The sequence below is a fragment of the Janthinobacterium sp. GW821-FHT03A03 genome, assembly GCF_059421435.1.
The window spans coordinates 16,207-32,807 of the sequence record NZ_JBWKUZ010000004.1; the positions used below are offsets into that span (position 1 = coordinate 16,207).

Annotated in this window: 13 protein-coding genes; 4 read left to right on the forward strand and 9 right to left on the reverse strand. The window is 64.5% G+C overall.

Annotation, left to right across the window (positions count from 1 at the left end; translation table 11 throughout):
- Position 1: 1 nt before the first annotated feature.
- Positions 2-3,700 (reverse strand): nitrate reductase subunit alpha, encoded by a 3,699-nt coding sequence (locus AC07VI_RS11065; protein ID WP_193068847.1) that lies wholly within the window; start codon positions 3,698-3,700, stop codon positions 2-4.
- Between the two features lie 252 nt (positions 3,701-3,952).
- On the opposite strand from AC07VI_RS11065, the gene AC07VI_RS11070 reads away from it, so the two are divergent.
- Positions 3,953-4,324: a ribonucleotide reductase subunit alpha gene (locus tag AC07VI_RS11070; RefSeq protein WP_086147387.1), complete on the forward strand. Its 372-nt coding sequence runs from the start codon at positions 3,953-3,955 to the stop codon at positions 4,322-4,324.
- On the opposite strand, the gene AC07VI_RS11075 is transcribed toward AC07VI_RS11070, so the two are convergent.
- The 3 genes from AC07VI_RS11075 to AC07VI_RS11085 form a co-directional block, all read right to left on the reverse strand.
- Entirely contained in the window at positions 4,307-5,005 is a 699-nt protein-coding gene (locus tag AC07VI_RS11075) for a carbonic anhydrase (RefSeq protein ID WP_086147388.1), read from the reverse strand. The two genes, AC07VI_RS11070 and AC07VI_RS11075, sit on opposite strands and share 18 nt — an antisense overlap.
- Before the next feature lie 61 nt (positions 5,006-5,066).
- Complete coding sequence (locus AC07VI_RS11080; protein ID WP_099420465.1) at positions 5,067-6,464, reverse strand: NarK family nitrate/nitrite MFS transporter; 1,398 nt, start codon at positions 6,462-6,464, stop codon at positions 5,067-5,069.
- Entirely contained in the window at positions 6,461-7,705 is a 1,245-nt protein-coding gene (locus AC07VI_RS11085; RefSeq protein WP_086147390.1) for an MFS transporter, read from the reverse strand. The genes AC07VI_RS11080 and AC07VI_RS11085 overlap by 4 nt, the downstream gene beginning before the upstream one ends.
- Positions 7,706-7,987: 282 nt before the next feature.
- Here AC07VI_RS11085 and AC07VI_RS11090 point away from each other — a divergent pair, with 282 nt between their 5' ends.
- Both AC07VI_RS11090 and AC07VI_RS11095 read left to right on the forward strand, forming a co-directional pair.
- The gene (locus AC07VI_RS11090) at positions 7,988-8,434 is read left to right on the forward strand and encodes a GNAT family N-acetyltransferase (protein WP_492993886.1); all 447 of its coding nucleotides are present in this window, start codon (positions 7,988-7,990) and stop codon (positions 8,432-8,434) included.
- Positions 8,435-8,521: 87 nt separating this feature from the next.
- A complete protein-coding gene (locus tag AC07VI_RS11095; protein ID WP_086147392.1) occupies positions 8,522-8,899 on the forward strand; it encodes a SirB2 family protein in 378 nt (125 codons plus the stop codon).
- Between the two features lie 15 nt (positions 8,900-8,914).
- Here the strand turns inward: AC07VI_RS11095 and AC07VI_RS11100 are convergent, their stop codons facing one another.
- The 3 genes from AC07VI_RS11100 to AC07VI_RS11110 form a co-directional block, all read right to left on the reverse strand.
- Positions 8,915-11,377, reverse strand: coding sequence for a TonB-dependent siderophore receptor (locus AC07VI_RS11100; protein ID WP_492993884.1), 2,463 nt, complete (start codon positions 11,375-11,377; stop codon positions 8,915-8,917).
- A gap of 84 nt (positions 11,378-11,461) precedes the next feature.
- Positions 11,462-12,463 (reverse strand): FecR domain-containing protein, encoded by a 1,002-nt coding sequence (locus AC07VI_RS11105; RefSeq protein ID WP_492993882.1) that lies wholly within the window; start codon positions 12,461-12,463, stop codon positions 11,462-11,464.
- Complete coding sequence (locus tag AC07VI_RS11110) at positions 12,436-12,948, reverse strand: sigma-70 family RNA polymerase sigma factor (RefSeq protein WP_492993880.1); 513 nt, start codon at positions 12,946-12,948, stop codon at positions 12,436-12,438. Before AC07VI_RS11110 ends, AC07VI_RS11105 begins: the two co-directional genes overlap by 28 nt.
- A gap of 250 nt (positions 12,949-13,198) precedes the next feature.
- On the opposite strand from AC07VI_RS11110, the gene AC07VI_RS11115 reads away from it, so the two are divergent.
- Positions 13,199-13,711 (forward strand): hypothetical protein, encoded by a 513-nt coding sequence (locus AC07VI_RS11115; protein WP_492993878.1) that lies wholly within the window; start codon positions 13,199-13,201, stop codon positions 13,709-13,711.
- A 10-nt stretch (positions 13,712-13,721) separates the two neighbouring features.
- Here AC07VI_RS11115 and AC07VI_RS11120 read toward each other — a convergent pair whose 3' ends face one another.
- Both AC07VI_RS11120 and AC07VI_RS11125 read right to left on the reverse strand, forming a co-directional pair.
- Complete coding sequence (locus AC07VI_RS11120) at positions 13,722-15,029, reverse strand: DUF3472 domain-containing protein (protein ID WP_492993876.1); 1,308 nt, start codon at positions 15,027-15,029, stop codon at positions 13,722-13,724.
- Between the two features lie 129 nt (positions 15,030-15,158).
- Positions 15,159-16,550 (reverse strand): Gfo/Idh/MocA family protein, encoded by a 1,392-nt coding sequence (locus AC07VI_RS11125; RefSeq protein ID WP_216356388.1) that lies wholly within the window; start codon positions 16,548-16,550, stop codon positions 15,159-15,161.
- Between the last annotated feature and the right edge of the window lie 51 nt (positions 16,551-16,601).

A 16,601-nucleotide genomic window follows, 5' to 3' on the forward strand; every position in this document is an offset into this window, starting at 1 on the left:
ACTATGCTCCTTGTTCCTGCAACGGGCCTTCGAGCCAGTCAACCTTGTTCATCTTGCGCACCAATACGAATTCATCGCGGTTGGAGCCCACCGTGCCGTAGTAATTGAAGCCGTAGGCCAGCTGGGCGTAGCCGCCTATCATGTGCGTCGGCTTGGGCACGGCGCGCGTCACCGAGTTATGGATGCCGCCCCGCTTGCCCGTCATCTCGGCGCCAGGCACGTTGATGATCTTTTCCTGGGCGTGGTACATCATCGTCATGCCGGCCGGGATGCGCTGGCTGACGATGGCGCGCGCCGTCAGGGTGCCGTTCACGTTGAACACTTCGATCCAGTCGTTGTCGACGATGCCGGCCGCCTTCGCGTCGGTCTCCGACAGCCACACGTGCGGTCCGCCGCGCGACAGGGTCAGCATGCGCAGGTTGTCCGAATACGTGGAGTGGATGCCCCACTTCTGGTGCGGCGTCAAAAAGTTCAGCGCCAGTTCCTTGTTGCCGTTCGGGCGGGTGCCCAGCAGCGCCTCCGTCGTCTTCGTGTTGATGGCCGGCTTGTACACGCACAGTCCCTCGCCGAAGTCGCGCATCCACAAATGATCCTGGTAGAACTGCTGGCGGCCCGTCAGGGTGCGCCAAGGGATCAGTTCATGCACGTTGGTATAGCCGGCCGTGTAGCTGACTTCTTCGCTTTCCAGGCCCGACCAGGTGGGCGACGAAATGATCTTGCGCGGCTGCGCCTGCACGTCGCGGAAGCGGATGCTGTCATGTTCGCGCGGCAGCGCCAGGTGCGTATGCTCGCGTCCCGTGATGGCGGACAGCGCGGCCCAGGCCTTGACGGCCACGTGGCCATTCGTTTCCGGCGCCAGCGACAGGATCATCTCGGCCGCATCGATGGCCGTATCGAGGCGCGGCTGGCCCTGCGACACGCCTTCATCGAGCACCGTGCGGTTGATGCCGCGCAGTACCTCGACTTCATGGCCCGTCTTCCAGGAAATGCCCTTGCCGCCATTGCCGATGGTTTCCAGCAGCGGTCCGATCGAGGTGAACTTCTTGTAGACGTCGCGGTAATTGCGCTCGACCACCGTCATGTTCGGCATGGTCTTGCCGGGGATGGCATCGCATTCGCCGGCGCGCCAGTCCTTGGGATCGAAAGGCTGGCCCAGTTCGCCCGGCGTATCGTGCATCAGCGGGGTAAGGATGATGTCTTGCTGGGTGCCCAGCAAATCGCCGCCGATTTCCGAGAATTTCTCGGCCAGCCCCTTGTAGATTTCCCAGTCCGACTTCGATTGCCACAGCGGCTGCACGGCTTCGGACAGCGGATGGATGAACGGATGCATGTCCGAGGTGTTCAAGTCATCCTTTTCGTACCAGGTGGCCGTCGGCAGCACCACGTCGCCATACAGGCAGGTGGTCGACATGCGGAAATCCAGCACCACCAGCAGATCGAGCTTGCCTTCGGCGGCCGGGCGCACCTTCACCTGCTTCGGCGTGATGCAGTCGTCTTCATCGCTGAGCAAGCCGTTCTGCGTGCCGAGCAGGTATTTCAGGAAGTATTCATGGCCCTTGCCCGAGCTGCCCAGGATATTCGAGCGCCAGACGAACATATTGCGCGGGAAGTTGGCCGGATTGTCCGGGTCGTCGCACGAGAACTGCAGCTGGCCCGCCTTGATCTGGTCGAGCGCATACGCGGCCGGCGCCTGCCCTGCCGCCTTGGCGGCCTTGGCCACTTCCAGCGGATTGGTCTGCAGCTGCGGCGCCGATGGCAGCCAGCCCATGCGCTCGGCCTTGGCGTTGTAATCGAGCAGGGTCAGGTCGCCCGTGCCGCCGGCCGCCGATGGCGAGGCGATGTCGCCCGTTTCCAGCTTTTCGTGGCGCCACTGGCTCGTGTGGGCATAGAAGAACGAGGTGCCGTTCATCTGGCGCATCGGACGCACCCAGTCCTGGGCGAAGGCCAAAGGCGTCCAGCCCGTTTGCGGACGCAGCTTTTCCTGGCCCACGTAATGGGCCCAGCCGCCGCCCGACTGGCCGATACAGCCGCACATCATCAGCATGTTGATGATGCCGCGGTACGTCATGTCCATGTGGTACCAGTGATTCAGGCCGGCGCCCACGATGACCATGCTCTTGCCGCGCGTCTGGTCGGCGTTTTCCGCGAACTGGCGCGCCACGGTGATGACGTCGGCGCGTTTCACGCCCGTGTGCTTTTCCTGCCACGCGGGGGTGTACGGCACGTCGTCGTCATAGCTTTCCGCGACATTGGCACCGCCGAGGCCACGGTCGATGCCGTAGTTGGCCAGGGTCAGGTCGAACACGGTGGTGACGAGGCCCGTCGTGCCGTCGGCCAGGCGGATGGTTTTCACCGGCACCTTGCGCAGCAGCATGTCGGACGCGTCCTTGCCGCCGAAGTAGGCAAAACCCACTTCCGTGACGGCGTCGCTGTCATTGATCATGGAGAGCATCGGCACGATGGGTGCGCCGCTGCCGCCCGCCTTCTGCTCCAGGTTCCACTTGCCCGACTCGCCCCAGCGAAAGCCGATGGAGCCGGCCGGCGCCGTGATGGCGCCCGTGGTTTCATCGATGACGAGGGTTTTCCATTCCGGATTGTTGGTTTCGTCGAGATTGTTGTCCAGGTGCGAAGCGCGCAGGAAGTAATCGGGCACCAGGGTGCCGTTATGCTCCTTGAGCAGCACCAGCATGGGGAAGTCCGTGTACTGGCGCGCATAGTCGCGGAAGTAGGCGCTCTGCCCTTCCGAGTGGAATTCCTTGAGGATCACGTGGCCCATGGCCAGCGCCAGCGCGGCGTCGGTACCCTGCTTGGGCGCCAGCCAGATGTCGCCGAACTTCACCATTTCGCCGTAGTCGGGCGAGATGGCCACGGTTTTCGTGCCCTTGTAGCGCACTTCCGTGTAGAAGTGGGCGTCGGGCGTGCGCGTCATCGGCACGTTCGAGCCCCACACCATCAGGTAGGTCGAGTTGTACCAGTCGGCCGATTCCGGCACGTCCGTCTGCTCGCCCCACACTTGCGGGCTGGCTGGCGGCAAGTCGCAGTACCAGTCATAAAAACTCAGGGCCACGCCGCCGATCAGCGACAGATAGCGCGTGCCGGAGGCATAGCTGACCATGGACATGGCGGGAATCGGCGAGAAGCCGATAATGCGGTCCGGGCCGTATTTCTTGATCGTCAGCGCATTCGCGGCGGCGATGATTTCATTCGATTCTTCCCACGTGGCGCGCACGAAGCCGCCCAGGCCGCGGATGGATTTGTACTGCTGCGAACGCACGGGATCCTGGCTGATCCAGTCCCAGGCCGTGACGGGGTCCATGGTCTTGCGCGCTTCGCGCCACATTTCCATCAGGCGGCCGCGCACCATCGGATATTTCACGCGCTGGGCCGAATACACATACCAGGAATAGCTGGCGCCGCGCGGGCAGCCGCGCGGTTCGTGGTTGGGCAGGTCGGGCCGCGTGCGCGGGTAATCGGTTTGCTGGGTTTCCCAGGTGATCAGGCCATTCTTGACATACACCTTCCAGCTGCACGAGCCGGTGCAGTTGACGCCATGCGTGGAACGCACGATCTTGTCGTGCTGCCAGCGCTGGCGGTAGGCGTTTTCCCAGGTGCGGTCTTCATCGACCACGGTGCCATGGCCGTTTGAAAACGGCTCGGCGGGCTTGCTAAAAAATTTAAGACGGTCCAGAAAGTGACTCATGCTACCTCCACATTGCGCCGCAGGAGCGGCGCCAGGTCATAAAAACGCTGCAAGCAGGATGGCTCAAGCGTCGATACAAGCAGTCTATCGATGCGCCGTGCCCGGCGGTATTGGCAAGAAGTCGGTTTCCGGCACCAGGAATGCGTAGGCGCGTAGTCACCCGGATAGTCACTATTGCCTATGGGCGGCAAGTCCACGCTGCGGTATATCTGTCACCATCGCTGCCACTATCATTCAACCAGGAGAAAAACCATGTCCATTACCGATTACGCCAGCCTGCTGCGCAGCGCCCGCAGCCAGGAGCAGCCGCAACGCCTGCTGTTCACCTTTACCCAGGCGCAGGCCCAGCCCGGCGGCCAGGGCCGCTCGCTGACGCCCGTGATGTGCGCCGACAAGCTGCCCGATGAACTGGGCAGCTTTGAAGCGTTGGAGGAGGAATCGAAACAGATGCAGACGCACTGGGACGTGGTCTTCGTGGCCGGACTGGCGGGGCGCGCAGGCTTGCCGCCCGCCCCGGAGGATTGCGAAGCGCCGCTGCGCGCCATGGTGACAGCCATCGAGCAAGGCCGCATCGACAGCCTGCTGGCGTTTGACCGCAGCGGGGATTTATTGCGTTTTAGCTGAATCCGGCCACGGGCGCTCATGCAAATGACGCGCCCGTTCTATAGGGCAGACCAGCGGCAAAAACTGCTGCTGGCGCGCCGAATACGCCATCAGCGCCCCGCTGTCGATATCAAAATACCAGCCATGCAGTTTCAGCAAGCCCTGCTCCACCCGGCGCTTGAGCCACGGGTAGGTCAGCAGGTTGTCCAGCGACTGCAGGATGCTGGCCAGTTCGCACGCGTGGTGCTGCTCTTCCGACGAGCGGTGCGCCAGGTCGCGCCGCACGCGTTGCGCCACCGGCTCGGCAATGCGCATCCACTGTCCCACGAAGTCCGTTTCCTGCTCTTCGGAGCGCGGCTGCGGCTGCAGCAGCGCGCGGATGCCGCCGCAGCGCGCATGCCCGAGCACGATGACCCTGGCCACTTCCAGCTTGCACACGGCGAACTCGATGGCCGAGCTGACGCCGGGCGGCGCCTCGGGCGTGCACGGCGGCACCAGGTTGGCGATATTGCGCACAACAAACATGTCGCCCGGGTCGCTGCCCGTCAGCAGCATGGGGTCGACCCTTGAATCGCAGCAGCCGATCAGCAAGGTCGAAGGCCGCTGCCCGTCGCGCAGGCTGTCGTACAAGGTCTGCGGCTCGCTGAAATACTGCTGCTGAAACAGGCTGAAGCCGTTGACGAATTTTTCCAGTTCTTCCATGACTACCTCTGATACTGTAAACAACGCCTGACAAGTGCGACCTGCCAGACGTTTTGCTCAATTAACAAGGCATCGGCGCATTTTTACGGGCGTAGCACCACCAGGTAATCGCGATGCAGCTCACATAAAAGCCGATGAAGCACCACAGGGCCGCGTCGGGGCTGCCCGTCAGCGCAATCGAGGTGCCATAGCTTTTCGGGATGAAGAAGGCGCCGTAGGCCGCCACGGCCGACGTGAAGCCCAGCACGGCCGCGCCTTCCTTGTTGGCGTCGACGATGGCCTGCTCCTGCGCCGCCTTGCCCTTGCCGGCCGCCGCGCGCTGGTGCTCCGTCAGGAAGATCACGGGAATCATGCGGAAGGTCGAGGCATTGCCGATACCCGTGCCGGCGAACAGCAGCATGAACATCCAGAAGAAGCCGTTGAAGCTGCCCGCAGCGTGCACATCTGCGCCGCCTTGCGGCATGAAGTACAGCACGCCCAGCACGGCGCCTATCATCAGCAGGAACGACCACAGGGTGACGCGGGCGCCGCCCAGTTTGTCGGAAATCACGCCGCCGGCCACGCGCGCCAGGGCGCCGACCAACGGTCCCAGGAAGGCGTAATCGAGCGGATTGACGTCAGGGAACTGGATCTTGATCAGCAGCGGGAACGCGGCCGAGTAACCGATGAAGGAGCCAAAGGTGCCCGTGTACAGCCAGCACATGAGCCAGTTGTGCTTGCGCTTGAAGATCACGGCCTGCTCGGAAAACGAGGCCTTGGCCGACGCCAGGTCATTCATGCCGAACCAGGCCAGCAAGGTGCTCAAGGCGATGAACGGCACCCAGATGAAGCCCGCGTTTTGCAGCCACATGTCCTTGCTCACGCCATTCTTCACCCAGGTGAGCGAATCGCCGCCCCAGGCGCCGAAGACGGCGAACGTGATCACCAGCGGCACGACGAACTGCACCACCGACACGCCCAGGTTGCCCAGGCCCGCATTCATGCCCAGCGCGAAGCCCTTGCTCGCCTTCGGATAGAAAAAGCTGATGTTGGCCATCGACGAGGCGAAATTGCCGCCGCCGAAGCCGCACAGCAGCGCCAGGATCAGCATGGTCGGATAACCGGTGTTCACATCCTGCACGGCCAGGCCGATGCCGATGGCGGGGATCAGCAGCGAACCCGTGGAAATGGCCGTCCAGCGGCGGCCACCGAAAATCGGCACCATGAACGAATAAAAGATGCGCAAGGTGGCGCCGGACAGGCCCGGCAAGGCCGTCAGCCAGAACAGCTGGTTGTTACTGTAGGTAAAACCGATGTTGGGCAGGTTGACCACCACCACGCTCCACACCATCCACACGGCGAACGCCAGCAGCAATGCGGGAATCGAAATCCACAGATTGCGCGCGGCCGTGGCCTTGCCCGTGCTTTGCCAGAAGCTCGGCGTTTCCGGCTCCCACGTATTGATCATGTAGCGGCTCATGCTTGTACTCCTGCGGGTTGATTGATGGGCGCCGCGCGCAGCGGCTTGAACGAGAAATGCATCCAGACGAGGGAAACGCAAACGGTGCCGTACAGGAGCATGAAGGAGCTCGAACGCACGCCGGTGAAGTCCACCAGGGCGCCGAACATCACGGGCAGGATGAAGCCGCCCAGGCCGCCGGCCAGGCCGACTACGCCCGAGACGGCGCCGATGTTGTCGGAAAAGTCATCGCCGATGAACTTGAAGACGGACGCCTTGCCCACGGCCATGGCAATGCCGACGATGAACAGCAGCACGGTGAACCACAGCGGCGACAGGCCGATATGGAAGGCCAGCGGCCCGGTGACGGTTTCCACGACCATCTGCGTTTGCGGATACGACAGCAGGAAGAAACACACCCAGCACACCCACATCACGGCCCACGTCACCTTGGCGGCGCCGTATTTGTCCGAGATCCAGCCGCCCACGGCGCGCAGCACGCCGCCCGGCAGCGAGAAGCAGGCCGCCAGCAGCGCCGCGTGCTTCAGGTCGAAACCGTATTCGGCCACGTAGTACTTCGTCATCCACAGGGCCAGCGCCACGTAGCCGCCGAACACCACCGAGTAGTACTGGCAGTAGCGCCATACGCGCGGGTCTTTCAGCACCTTCATTTGCGCGGAAAAGCTCTCGCCCGATGGGGCCAGGTGCGATTTGTCCGTGAACGAAAACAGCCAGAAGATGATGGCCGTGGCCAGCATGGCCACCGCATACACCTTGGGCAGCATCTGCCAGCCGAAGGCGGCGACGATGCCGGGAGCGACGAACTTGGTCAGCGCGGAACCGGAGTTGCCGGCGCCGAAGATGCCCATCGCCAGGCCGCGGCGCTCCTTCTCGTACCAGCGCGCCACGTAGGGCGTGCCGACGGAAAAGGAACCGCCCGCCAGGCCCACGAACATGCCCAGCACGAGGAAATGCCAGTAGGCGGTGGCGTAGGAGATCAGGTAGATCGGCACCACGCTGGCCAGCATCAGCAGGAAGAAGACGCGGCGTCCGCCGTATTTGTCCGTCCAGATGCCCAAGGGAACGCGCACGAGGGAGCCCGTCAGCACGGGCATGGCGGCCAGCAGGCCGAATTGTGTTTCAGTCAAGCCCAGGCTGGTCTTGATGGGGATGCCGAGCACGGCAAACATCATCCAAACCGCAAAGCAGATGGTAAATGCGAAGGTACTGCTGATCAATACGGATGCCTGCTTGCGCCGCATGCCCGGTTCGACTGCCTTGTTAATACTGTTGTTCTTAGTGCCATCTAGGGTAGCCACGATGTTTCTCCATGAATGCACTGGCCGTCTGGCCAGCCGTCCCGACCAGCTTACGTGGCAGAGGCGAAAGGCACTATCGGCCACAGGGTGATTCTGGGAAGGCAATCTGGATAGCCGCATCGGCAAAAGTGACTAGATGGCGCGGTGCGGGCCTAGCCTGGATGGCGGGTGTTTTACAAACCGGCGCATTTTTGGCACACTCGGCGCCTGGAGAAAAGGAACGGCATGCAGAACAGGCACGAAGCAGACGAGATCATCACCCGCGCGGCCCAGGCTGGCGATGTGGCAGCCATGCTGGCTTGCGATGCCTATGCCCAGGCGCACCCGGAGCGCGGCGAGGCCGTGCGCGCCGCCGTCGGCAAGGGGCAGTGCCAGGTGGCCATCCGGGCCGGTCAGGTGGCCGGCTATGTGCTCACGCACGACGACTTCTTCGGCCACGGTTTTGTTTCGCTGGCGGTGGTCGCGCCCGCGCACCAGCGCCGCGGCGTGGGATTGCGCCTGCTGGCGGCCGCCGCGCACGCGTGCACGACGGCCAAACTGTTTACGTCGACGAACCAGTCCAACGGCGCCGCGCAAGGGCTGTTCGCCAGCGCGGGCTTCGTGCGCAGCGGCCGGATCGACCATCTCGACGAGGGCGACCCTGAGCTGGTGTACGTCAAATTCCTGCCTTAGTCCCGTCTCATCCCGACGGCGTATGGTGCGGAAGGCCAAAGGCGGCTATGCTGTCGCCACGATCAATCAACGCCCACCACATCACGCATGGATTATCTGAGCCTCAAGCATTTTCACATGGGCTGCGCCGCCGCCAGCGGAGCGCTGTTCCTCTTGCGCGGCGCCTGGATGCTGCGCGCCTCGCCCGCCTTGCAGCAGCGCTGGGTAAAAATCCTGCCGCACCTGATCGACACGGCCCTGCTGGCCAGCGCCATCGGCCTGGCCGTGTGGAGCGGCCAGTCGCCGGGCAGCCAGCCGTGGCTGGCCGCCAAGCTGTGCGCGCTGCTGGCCTACATCGTGCTGGGCACCATCGCCCTGAAGCGGGGCAAGACGCCGGCCGTGCGCGGCGCCGCCTTCGCGGCAGCCGTGCTGGTATTCGCCTACATCGTCGCCGTGGCCGTTACCAAACAGGCATGGCCGCTGTAGCACCAGGTAAGCGCATCAGAAGAGGTAGCGCAGGGTGACGCTGGCATTGCGCGGCGCGCCCCAGTAGCCCTGGTTGTACATGCCAAGCTGGCTGTAGTAATGCTTGTCGAACAGATTGTTGACGTTCGCCTGCAGCGACAGCTGACGCGACAGCGCATATTTCACCATCAGGCCGGCCACCGCATAACCGCCTTGCTCCACGCGCTCGACACCGTTCGGTCCCGTGGCATCGCGGTAAGCGCCGCTCTGCCAGTTCACGCCGCCGCCCAGCGACAAGGCGCGCCAGCCGCCAGGCAACTGCCAGGTGGAAAACACGCGCGCCAGGGTCTGCGGCACATAGCTGTTCAGGCGCGCGCCCGTGTTGTCCTCGGCCGCCGCGTGCGACACGCTGGCCGAGACGTTCCAGTCCTTGGCCAGCTCGCCCGACACGTCCAGTTCCACGCCCTTGCTGGTGGTGCCCGAAGCCGCGTAGTACGCCTGCGTCAGGGAGTTGCCGACAAAATGGCCCGTGTCTTCCTGCGCCAGGCCATCCTGCGCGATGCGGAACACGGCCAGCGCCGCATTGAGTTTGCCGCCGAAATACTCGCCCTTCACGCCCGCCTCCGCATTCTTGCCCTGCACGGGGTCGAGATAGCGGCCGAACCGGTCCTGGTAGCCCTGCGGCTTGAAGATCTTGCTGTAGCTGGTGTACAGCGCGTGCTGCGCATCGATATCCCATACCAGCCCCGCGTACGGTGTGACGGCATGCTTGGCGTAGGCGTAGCCGCCACCCCAGTCATCGATATGATCAGCCTTGTAGCGGCTGTAGCGCGCGCCGACGATCAGCTTCAAGGGGTCGGCCAGCGAAAAGCGCGCCGTGCCATAGATGCCGCGCTGCTGCACCGTGTCGAGCAGCTTCCAGCGCGAGAAATTCGGGTCGTTCCAGTCCGGCTCCGGCGTCACGCCCTGCCATTGATGGAAATTGCCGTAGTCGACGCTGCCGCCGGCAATGCCGGGGTTGCTGGCGAACTGGTTGCTGCCCGAGACGCCGAACGCCAGGTCGTGCGTGCGGCCCAGCAGCTGCAGCGGCCCCTGCGCATAGGCGTCGACGCTGTCCTGGCGCCGCGTGCCCGAGTAAAAGCCGGCATAGCCCGTCACGCCCTGGCCCGTGGCCTTGTCCGGCCAGGTATTGGCGAAGAGTTCGGCCGCCGAATAATTGCCCCAGCCGTGATTCAGCATGGCCGTCAGGTTCCAGCCCTTGCCCAGCTCCTGCTCCAGGCGCAGGAAAGCCGTCTGGCTGGTGCTGAACCAGCGGCTCCAGGCGGTCGCCGTGGTGGTGGCGCGGGAAAACGTGGCCCGTTCGCCATCCGCATACCACAGCGGCAGGCCGCCGTACATGCCGCCGCGCGGGCGGTTATCCTGGTATTCATAGCCGGCGATCAGCACGCTGCCGGGCGCCAGATCCGCCTCGACGGTGGCATACGCCATGGCCTTCTTGCCATGATACAGATTCACATACGATTCGCTGTCCTGGTAGCTGGCCACGACTCTTGCGCGCACCTTGCCGTCGGCACTCAGGGGCGTGGACAGGTCGGCGCTGGCGCGCGCATTGTTCCAGGAACCCAGGCTCAGGGCCGCATTCCCGGCCAGCTGCCTCGATGACGCGCGCTTGCGCACCAGGTTGATGGTGGCGGACGGCTCGCCCGCGCCCGTCAGCAGGCCCGTGGCGCCGCGCACGATCTCGCCCCTGTCGTAGGCCGTCATGTCCAGGGTGCTGTCGCCCACGTTGAATGCATTGTCGACCGTGGTGGGTATGCCGTCATACTGGTAGCTGGCGATGGAAAAACCGCGCGCGAAGAACGAAGTGCGGTCGCTGTCGTAACGGTTGATGGCGATGCCGGCCGCGTTTTGCAGCACCTCTTCCACCGTTTGCAGGTTCTGGTCATCCATCTGCTGGCGCGTGACCACGCTGACGGCCTGCGGCGTCTCGCGCACGGACAGGCCCAGGCGCGTGGCCGAGCGCATGCTCTGCGTCGTGTACGCGCCGCTGCCTTCCGTCGCGCCGTTCGCATCAAAGCGGGCGCTGACCTTCATCTCGGGCATGGTCTGGCCGCCATCGGCCGCTGCCGCGTCGAGCACATAACCGCCATTGGCCTGCGGCACGGCGCGCAGGCCCGAGCCGGCGACGATGGCGCCCAGCGCTTCTGGCACGCTGTAGCTGCCCGCCAGGCCGGCGCTGCGCTTGCCCGCCAGCGCCGCGGCCTGATAGGAAATCATGGTGCCCGTCTGCTGGCCGAAGCGCACCAGCACCTGTTCCAGGGTGCCGGCCGGTATCTCCAGCGCGATGCGCGCCGCATTCGCGGCCTGGGCCGCTGGAGCCGAGATGAAAGCGCCGCTGGCGGCGAGCAGCCACAGGGCGTGGCTGACGGCCAGCGCCGCCACGCTGCGGCGGCAGGTACTGGAAGCGGAAGAAACGTGAATAAGTGTTGTGCTGGGCATGCGGACTGTTTTCCTGAAAGTGAATGAAGGGTTCACTTGCTATGTCACGCGAAAATCGCAAACCCCTCACTTTTCAGAAAATATTCATGCATGCTGCCGATGCGGCGTCACGCTCACCCAGAAGCGCGTGCTCTGGCGCACGTCGACGGGCAAGGTGCGCGTCAGCATGTCGAGCACCTGCCCCGTATCGGCCAGCGGGTAGATGCCTGACACGCGCAAGTGGGCGATGGCCGGATCGCAAGCCAGGCGCCCAGGGCGGTAGCGCGCCAGCTCGCCGATAAACTCCGCCAGCGGCATGTCGTGCGCCACCAGCATGCCGGCCGTCCACGCGTCTGCGCCGGCGGGCAAGGTCCGAATCGCGCCGATCTGCGCCGCCGTAAAGCTGGTTTGCCGGCCCGCCTGCAGCCTGCCCGCCGCATCGGGCGCATGTTCCAGTTGAATGACGACGGCACCGGCGAACACCCCCAGCTGCGTGCGGTCGCCTTCCATGCGGACGGCAAAGCGCGTGCCCACCGGTTGCAAGCGGCCTTGCGCCGTTTGCACGAAAAATGGCCGGCCGGCCGGGTCGCGCGCCGTAGTGACCATGATTTCGCCCTTCAGCAGCGTCACCAGGCGCTGGCCCGCGTCATAGCGCACGTCGATGCTGGACGCCGTATTGAGCGCGATGCGCGTGCCGTCATCCAGCACCACGTGGCGTAATTCTCCCGTGCCGGTACGGTAATCCGCGAACCAGAAACGCGCCTGTTCATCGCCGCCCGCCAGCCAGGCGCCGCCGCCCACGGCCAGCAACGCCAGCAGCTTGAGCGACTGCCGGCGCGCCGCATTCGCCTGCGCATGCGCGGGTTTGCGCGCCAGCGTGCCATGCGCCAGCGGCGCGGGCAAGGCACGCATGCGCGCCATGCAGCCTTCCACATGCTGCCAGGCTTGCTCATGTTCGGGGTCGCTGTCGCGCCAGGCGCGCCACGCGTGCTCCACTTCCGCCGTCGCGTCGCCGGCCTGCAGGCGGACCAGCCATTCCACCGCTTGCAGGCTGGCCGCTTCCGGCGTGAAGGCGCCCGTCACGATGCCGGATGCGCAAAGAAACACTGGTGCATGGCTTTGACCAGGTAGCGCTGCACGGTGGCCAGCGAGACATTCAGTGCCAGCGCGATGGCCGCCTGCGGCATGCCATCGAGCTGCGCCAACAGAAAGGCGCGGCGCACGGCAGGCGCCAGGCCATCGAGGCGGCGGTCGATGTCGAACAGGGCTTCGAGCAGGATCGCCTGCGCCTCGGGATCGGGCGCGTGCTGCGCCGGCAGGCTGGCCAGCGTTTCCAGGTAGGCCGCCTCCAGGTCGCGCCGGCGGTACAGATTGCCCAGCACACCCTTGGCCACCGTCGTCAGGAAGGCGCGCGGCTCGCGCGCGGCGATGCTTTCCTCGCGATTGAGCAGGCGCATGAAGGTGTCGTGCGCCACGTCGGCCGCATCAAAGGCGTTGCCCAGCTTGTGCCTGAGCCAGCCTTGCAGCCAGCGGTGGTGATCGTGATACAGGCTGCCCACCTCCTGGTGAACGCCGGGTTGGGCAGCCGACACGTCGCATACTCCCTGGTTCGCAAATAATAATGATTCGCATTCTATATCTATGCGGTGCTGCGGCGCAAGCGCCCGGCAAATGCCTGCCTGACGCGCTGCTTGCAAACGCTGCCATGATGATCGCGTCCGCCGGCGTAGCGCACGTTGCAAGTTCTGCAGAGCGCGCCCAGATACGCGGCAATGATAGTATTGGCAACACTTCAACACGCAGGCCTCCCTGGCCATGCATCCACACTATTGAAAGGCAACCATGCTGCTATCTGAACTGCTGACCAAGCTCACCTGCGGCGACCTGGAAGGCGAGGAACTCGACGAAGCCGTCACCGCCATCACTGCTGCGCCCTCCGCGCCACGCAACGAGTGGGTCGACAGCGATGCGCAAGCCTACACGGACGCGATCCTCTTGCACCTGGCCTGCTATACGGCGTCGAGCGACAAGCTCGATGAACTGCACGAACAGATACAGGACATATTCGACGAATTCCCCGACTTCCCGTACGAGATGCTCGAGGACAGCGGCGGCAGCGCGCTGCCCTATTTCGAATGGCTGGACACGGAACTGGCGCAGCGCGCCGTGGACGACGGCGGCTATGAGCTGATCCAGATCGACGGCAACGGCTCCGACGAAATGGATGCGCTGGTGGTGTACCGGCGCGATACAGACGACATCATCCAGGCGGCGGCATTGATGGGAGTGACGATAGTCCGGCCGCTCACTTACTATCGCGGCATTGAAGCGACGGTGGGCAAGCGGCCGTTCTGAGAGACCACGCCTATTGCACCGGCAAGGCGCTCACATCGACGGCGGGCGGCAGGCCCGTGGCCGGGCGCGTGAAGTTCTGGCTGGTCTTCACATAGTCGGCAAAGAAGCCGCCGTTATGCAGGTAGAACCTGCCGTTTTCCACGCCGCCCGCGTAATCCATGCGCTGCGCATTGGTGGCCGTGGCGTCGCCCGTGAAGCGCCCCGCCGTCACTTCCGACCAGGTGCCCGATGCACTCCTTGCCCACTGGTTGCCGAACTGGACGCGGCGCTCCGTGTAGCCCAGGGTATCGATGAAATTCTCGAGGAAGGAATGCACGCCCGTCAAATACGTGGAAATCGCCGGCCGCTTCCAGGTGGCGATGTAGCGCCACTTGCCCGTCTCGGGCGCGAAGAACCAGGCCGAGTAATCGCTGCCGCCATTGCCGTCGGGCCGCGCGCGCGTGATGAAACGGTACGTCGTGCCGGCAGCCCAGTTATACGACAGATAGGTCTGCCCGCCCGTGCCCTCGCCGCCGAACGCATTGTCGACCACGCCGGCGCCCTTGCTGACCAGGGTGGTCTTCGCGCCATTGTCGGCGTCCCACACGGAGAACAGTATCCAGCGCTCGCCGGGCGATTTCACCTGGATGCCCATGTAGCCCTGGCCAAAGCCGTTGGCCATGAAGTAGGAGCCGACGGCGTCCTGGCCCACGGGGATCGTCATCTCGTTATAAAAATACTCGGTATTGGCCGGTACCGCGTAGCCCATGTGCACGGACGGGCCGCGCCGCGACCAGTAGTAATTGGCGGGATCGTTGGCGTAATTGAGCGCGGCGTTCGCCGTCACCTTCAGCGCCGCAACGTCGCCAAACGTGGCCTTTGCGCGCGACAGTCCCTGCAAGTCCACCTTCACATAGCCGGCCGCCGCCACGTTCACCGTGCCCACGGCATAGGTCTTGCGCTCCTTGCCGGCCAGCTTGACGTCGAACGGCGTGCCGTTGATCTTCACGCGGATGGTGCTGTTGCCGCCGTCGGCCAGGCTGGCGTCGAGCGCCACCTGCACGGGGCCCGCCCCGGCCACGCGGAAGTAGGTGCTGGCGACGGCAGCGGGATTGCTCCAGCCGGACAGGCCGCGCTCGCTGATGACGGCGCCCTCATTCCCGCTCGTGATGAAGGCGTTGCCAGCCAGTTCCACGGTGGCGGACGTGGCGGGCGCGGCCACGCTGGCGGCCAGCAAGGCCGTATTGCCGTTGCCCGTGGCGGTGGCGCCGCCGCAGGCCGCCAGCAGCAAGGGCATGACGGGAAGGATGGCATGGAATAATGCACTTCTGTGTTTCATCGACGTCTCCTGGTGGTGAAGCTTTGCGACGGGCGAACACTGGCCTGCGCACCTGCGCCGCGGTTGAAAAACGCATGGGGATAGAAAAAACCCGCTACGGCAACTGGTGCGGTAGCGGGTCGTTAAGGCTTAGTACTTGCCGTCGAGGGCGAAGATCGGCTTGCGCGATTTCCACTGCCCGCCCGTGAAGTCCGGGAAATCCAGGGTCTGGAAGTTGGCGGCGATCGATTGCTCGGACAGGGGCGTGATGGCGCTCCACGTCACGGCGTCGTAGATATCGATCGGCATCGGCGCGTTGGCCTTCAATGCTTCGACAAAGGCGTGGATGACGAAGAAGTCCATGCCGCCGTGGCCCGCGCCTTCGGCTTGCGCCGCGTACTTGCGCCAAACGGGGTGGTCATACTTGTCCTGGTAGAGTTTGAAATCGTCCCACTGGTGCGGCTTGCTGACGCCTTCGATGTGGATGGAATTATTCAGGTCCATCCACAGGCCGTCCGTGCCTTGCACGCGGAAGCCCAGCGAGTACGGGCGCGGCAGGCTGGTATCGTGCTGCAGGATGATGGTTTCGCCGTTCTCGCAGGCCAGGGTGGTGGTGACGATATCGCCCAGCTTGAATTTCACCTTGGCGTTCGCATGCTGCGCGCCGCCCGGCTGCTTGACGATGTAGTCGTGCAAGCCGCGCGCCTTGCTGGCGAAGGCGTTGATGCGCGTAAAGCGGTTGCCGCGGTTGATGTTGGTGTACATGGCGCACGGGCCGATGCCGTGGCTCGGATACAGCTCGCCATTGCGCTCGACCGAGTGCTGCGTGCGCCAATGGGCTTCCGACCAGCCCTTCTCTCCGAATTCCACGCCGCCGCCGTACGGCTTGGCGGGATTGCCGCTGTTGAATTTGACGGCGCGCAGATCGTGCTGATAGCCGCCCTGCAGGTGCAGCAGTTCGCCGAACAGGCCGGCGCGCACCATCTGCAGCGCCGCCATCACGTCGCGGCGGTAGCACACGTTTTCCAGCAACATGTACGGCGTACCGGTCTTCAACTGGGTATTCAGGACATCCCAGTGGTCTTGCAGGGTGATGCCGGCCACCACTTCGCAGCCGACGGCGATTTTCGCCTGCATGGCGGCAATCGCCATCGGTGCGTGGAATTCCCACGGCGTGGCGATGATCACGCCATCGAGGCCGCCCGCGTCCAGCATGCGCTTGTAGGCTTTCTGGTCGCGGTCTTCGCCATACGTGCGCGGACGCGGCTTGCCGGCTTTTGCCACCTGGCCCAGCGCGTGTTTCAGCATGATCGGTTCGATATCGCACAGGGCCACCACTTCCACGTCGTCGCGGCGCACCAGTTCGGCCAGCAGCACCTGGCCGCGCATGCCCGTGCCGATCACGCCCAGGCGGACCTTGTCGCGGCCGGCCACAGGGGCGGCGTTGGCGTCGCCGGGCAGCAGTGCGCTGCCGGCCATGGCGCCACCGGCCAGCGCGGCGCTGGCGGAGAGGAAATTGCGTCGATTGATTTGTGTTGTCATTGGTCTCTACTCGCTTCCGTTGGTAATGATCGTCACCGGCCCGCCGCACGG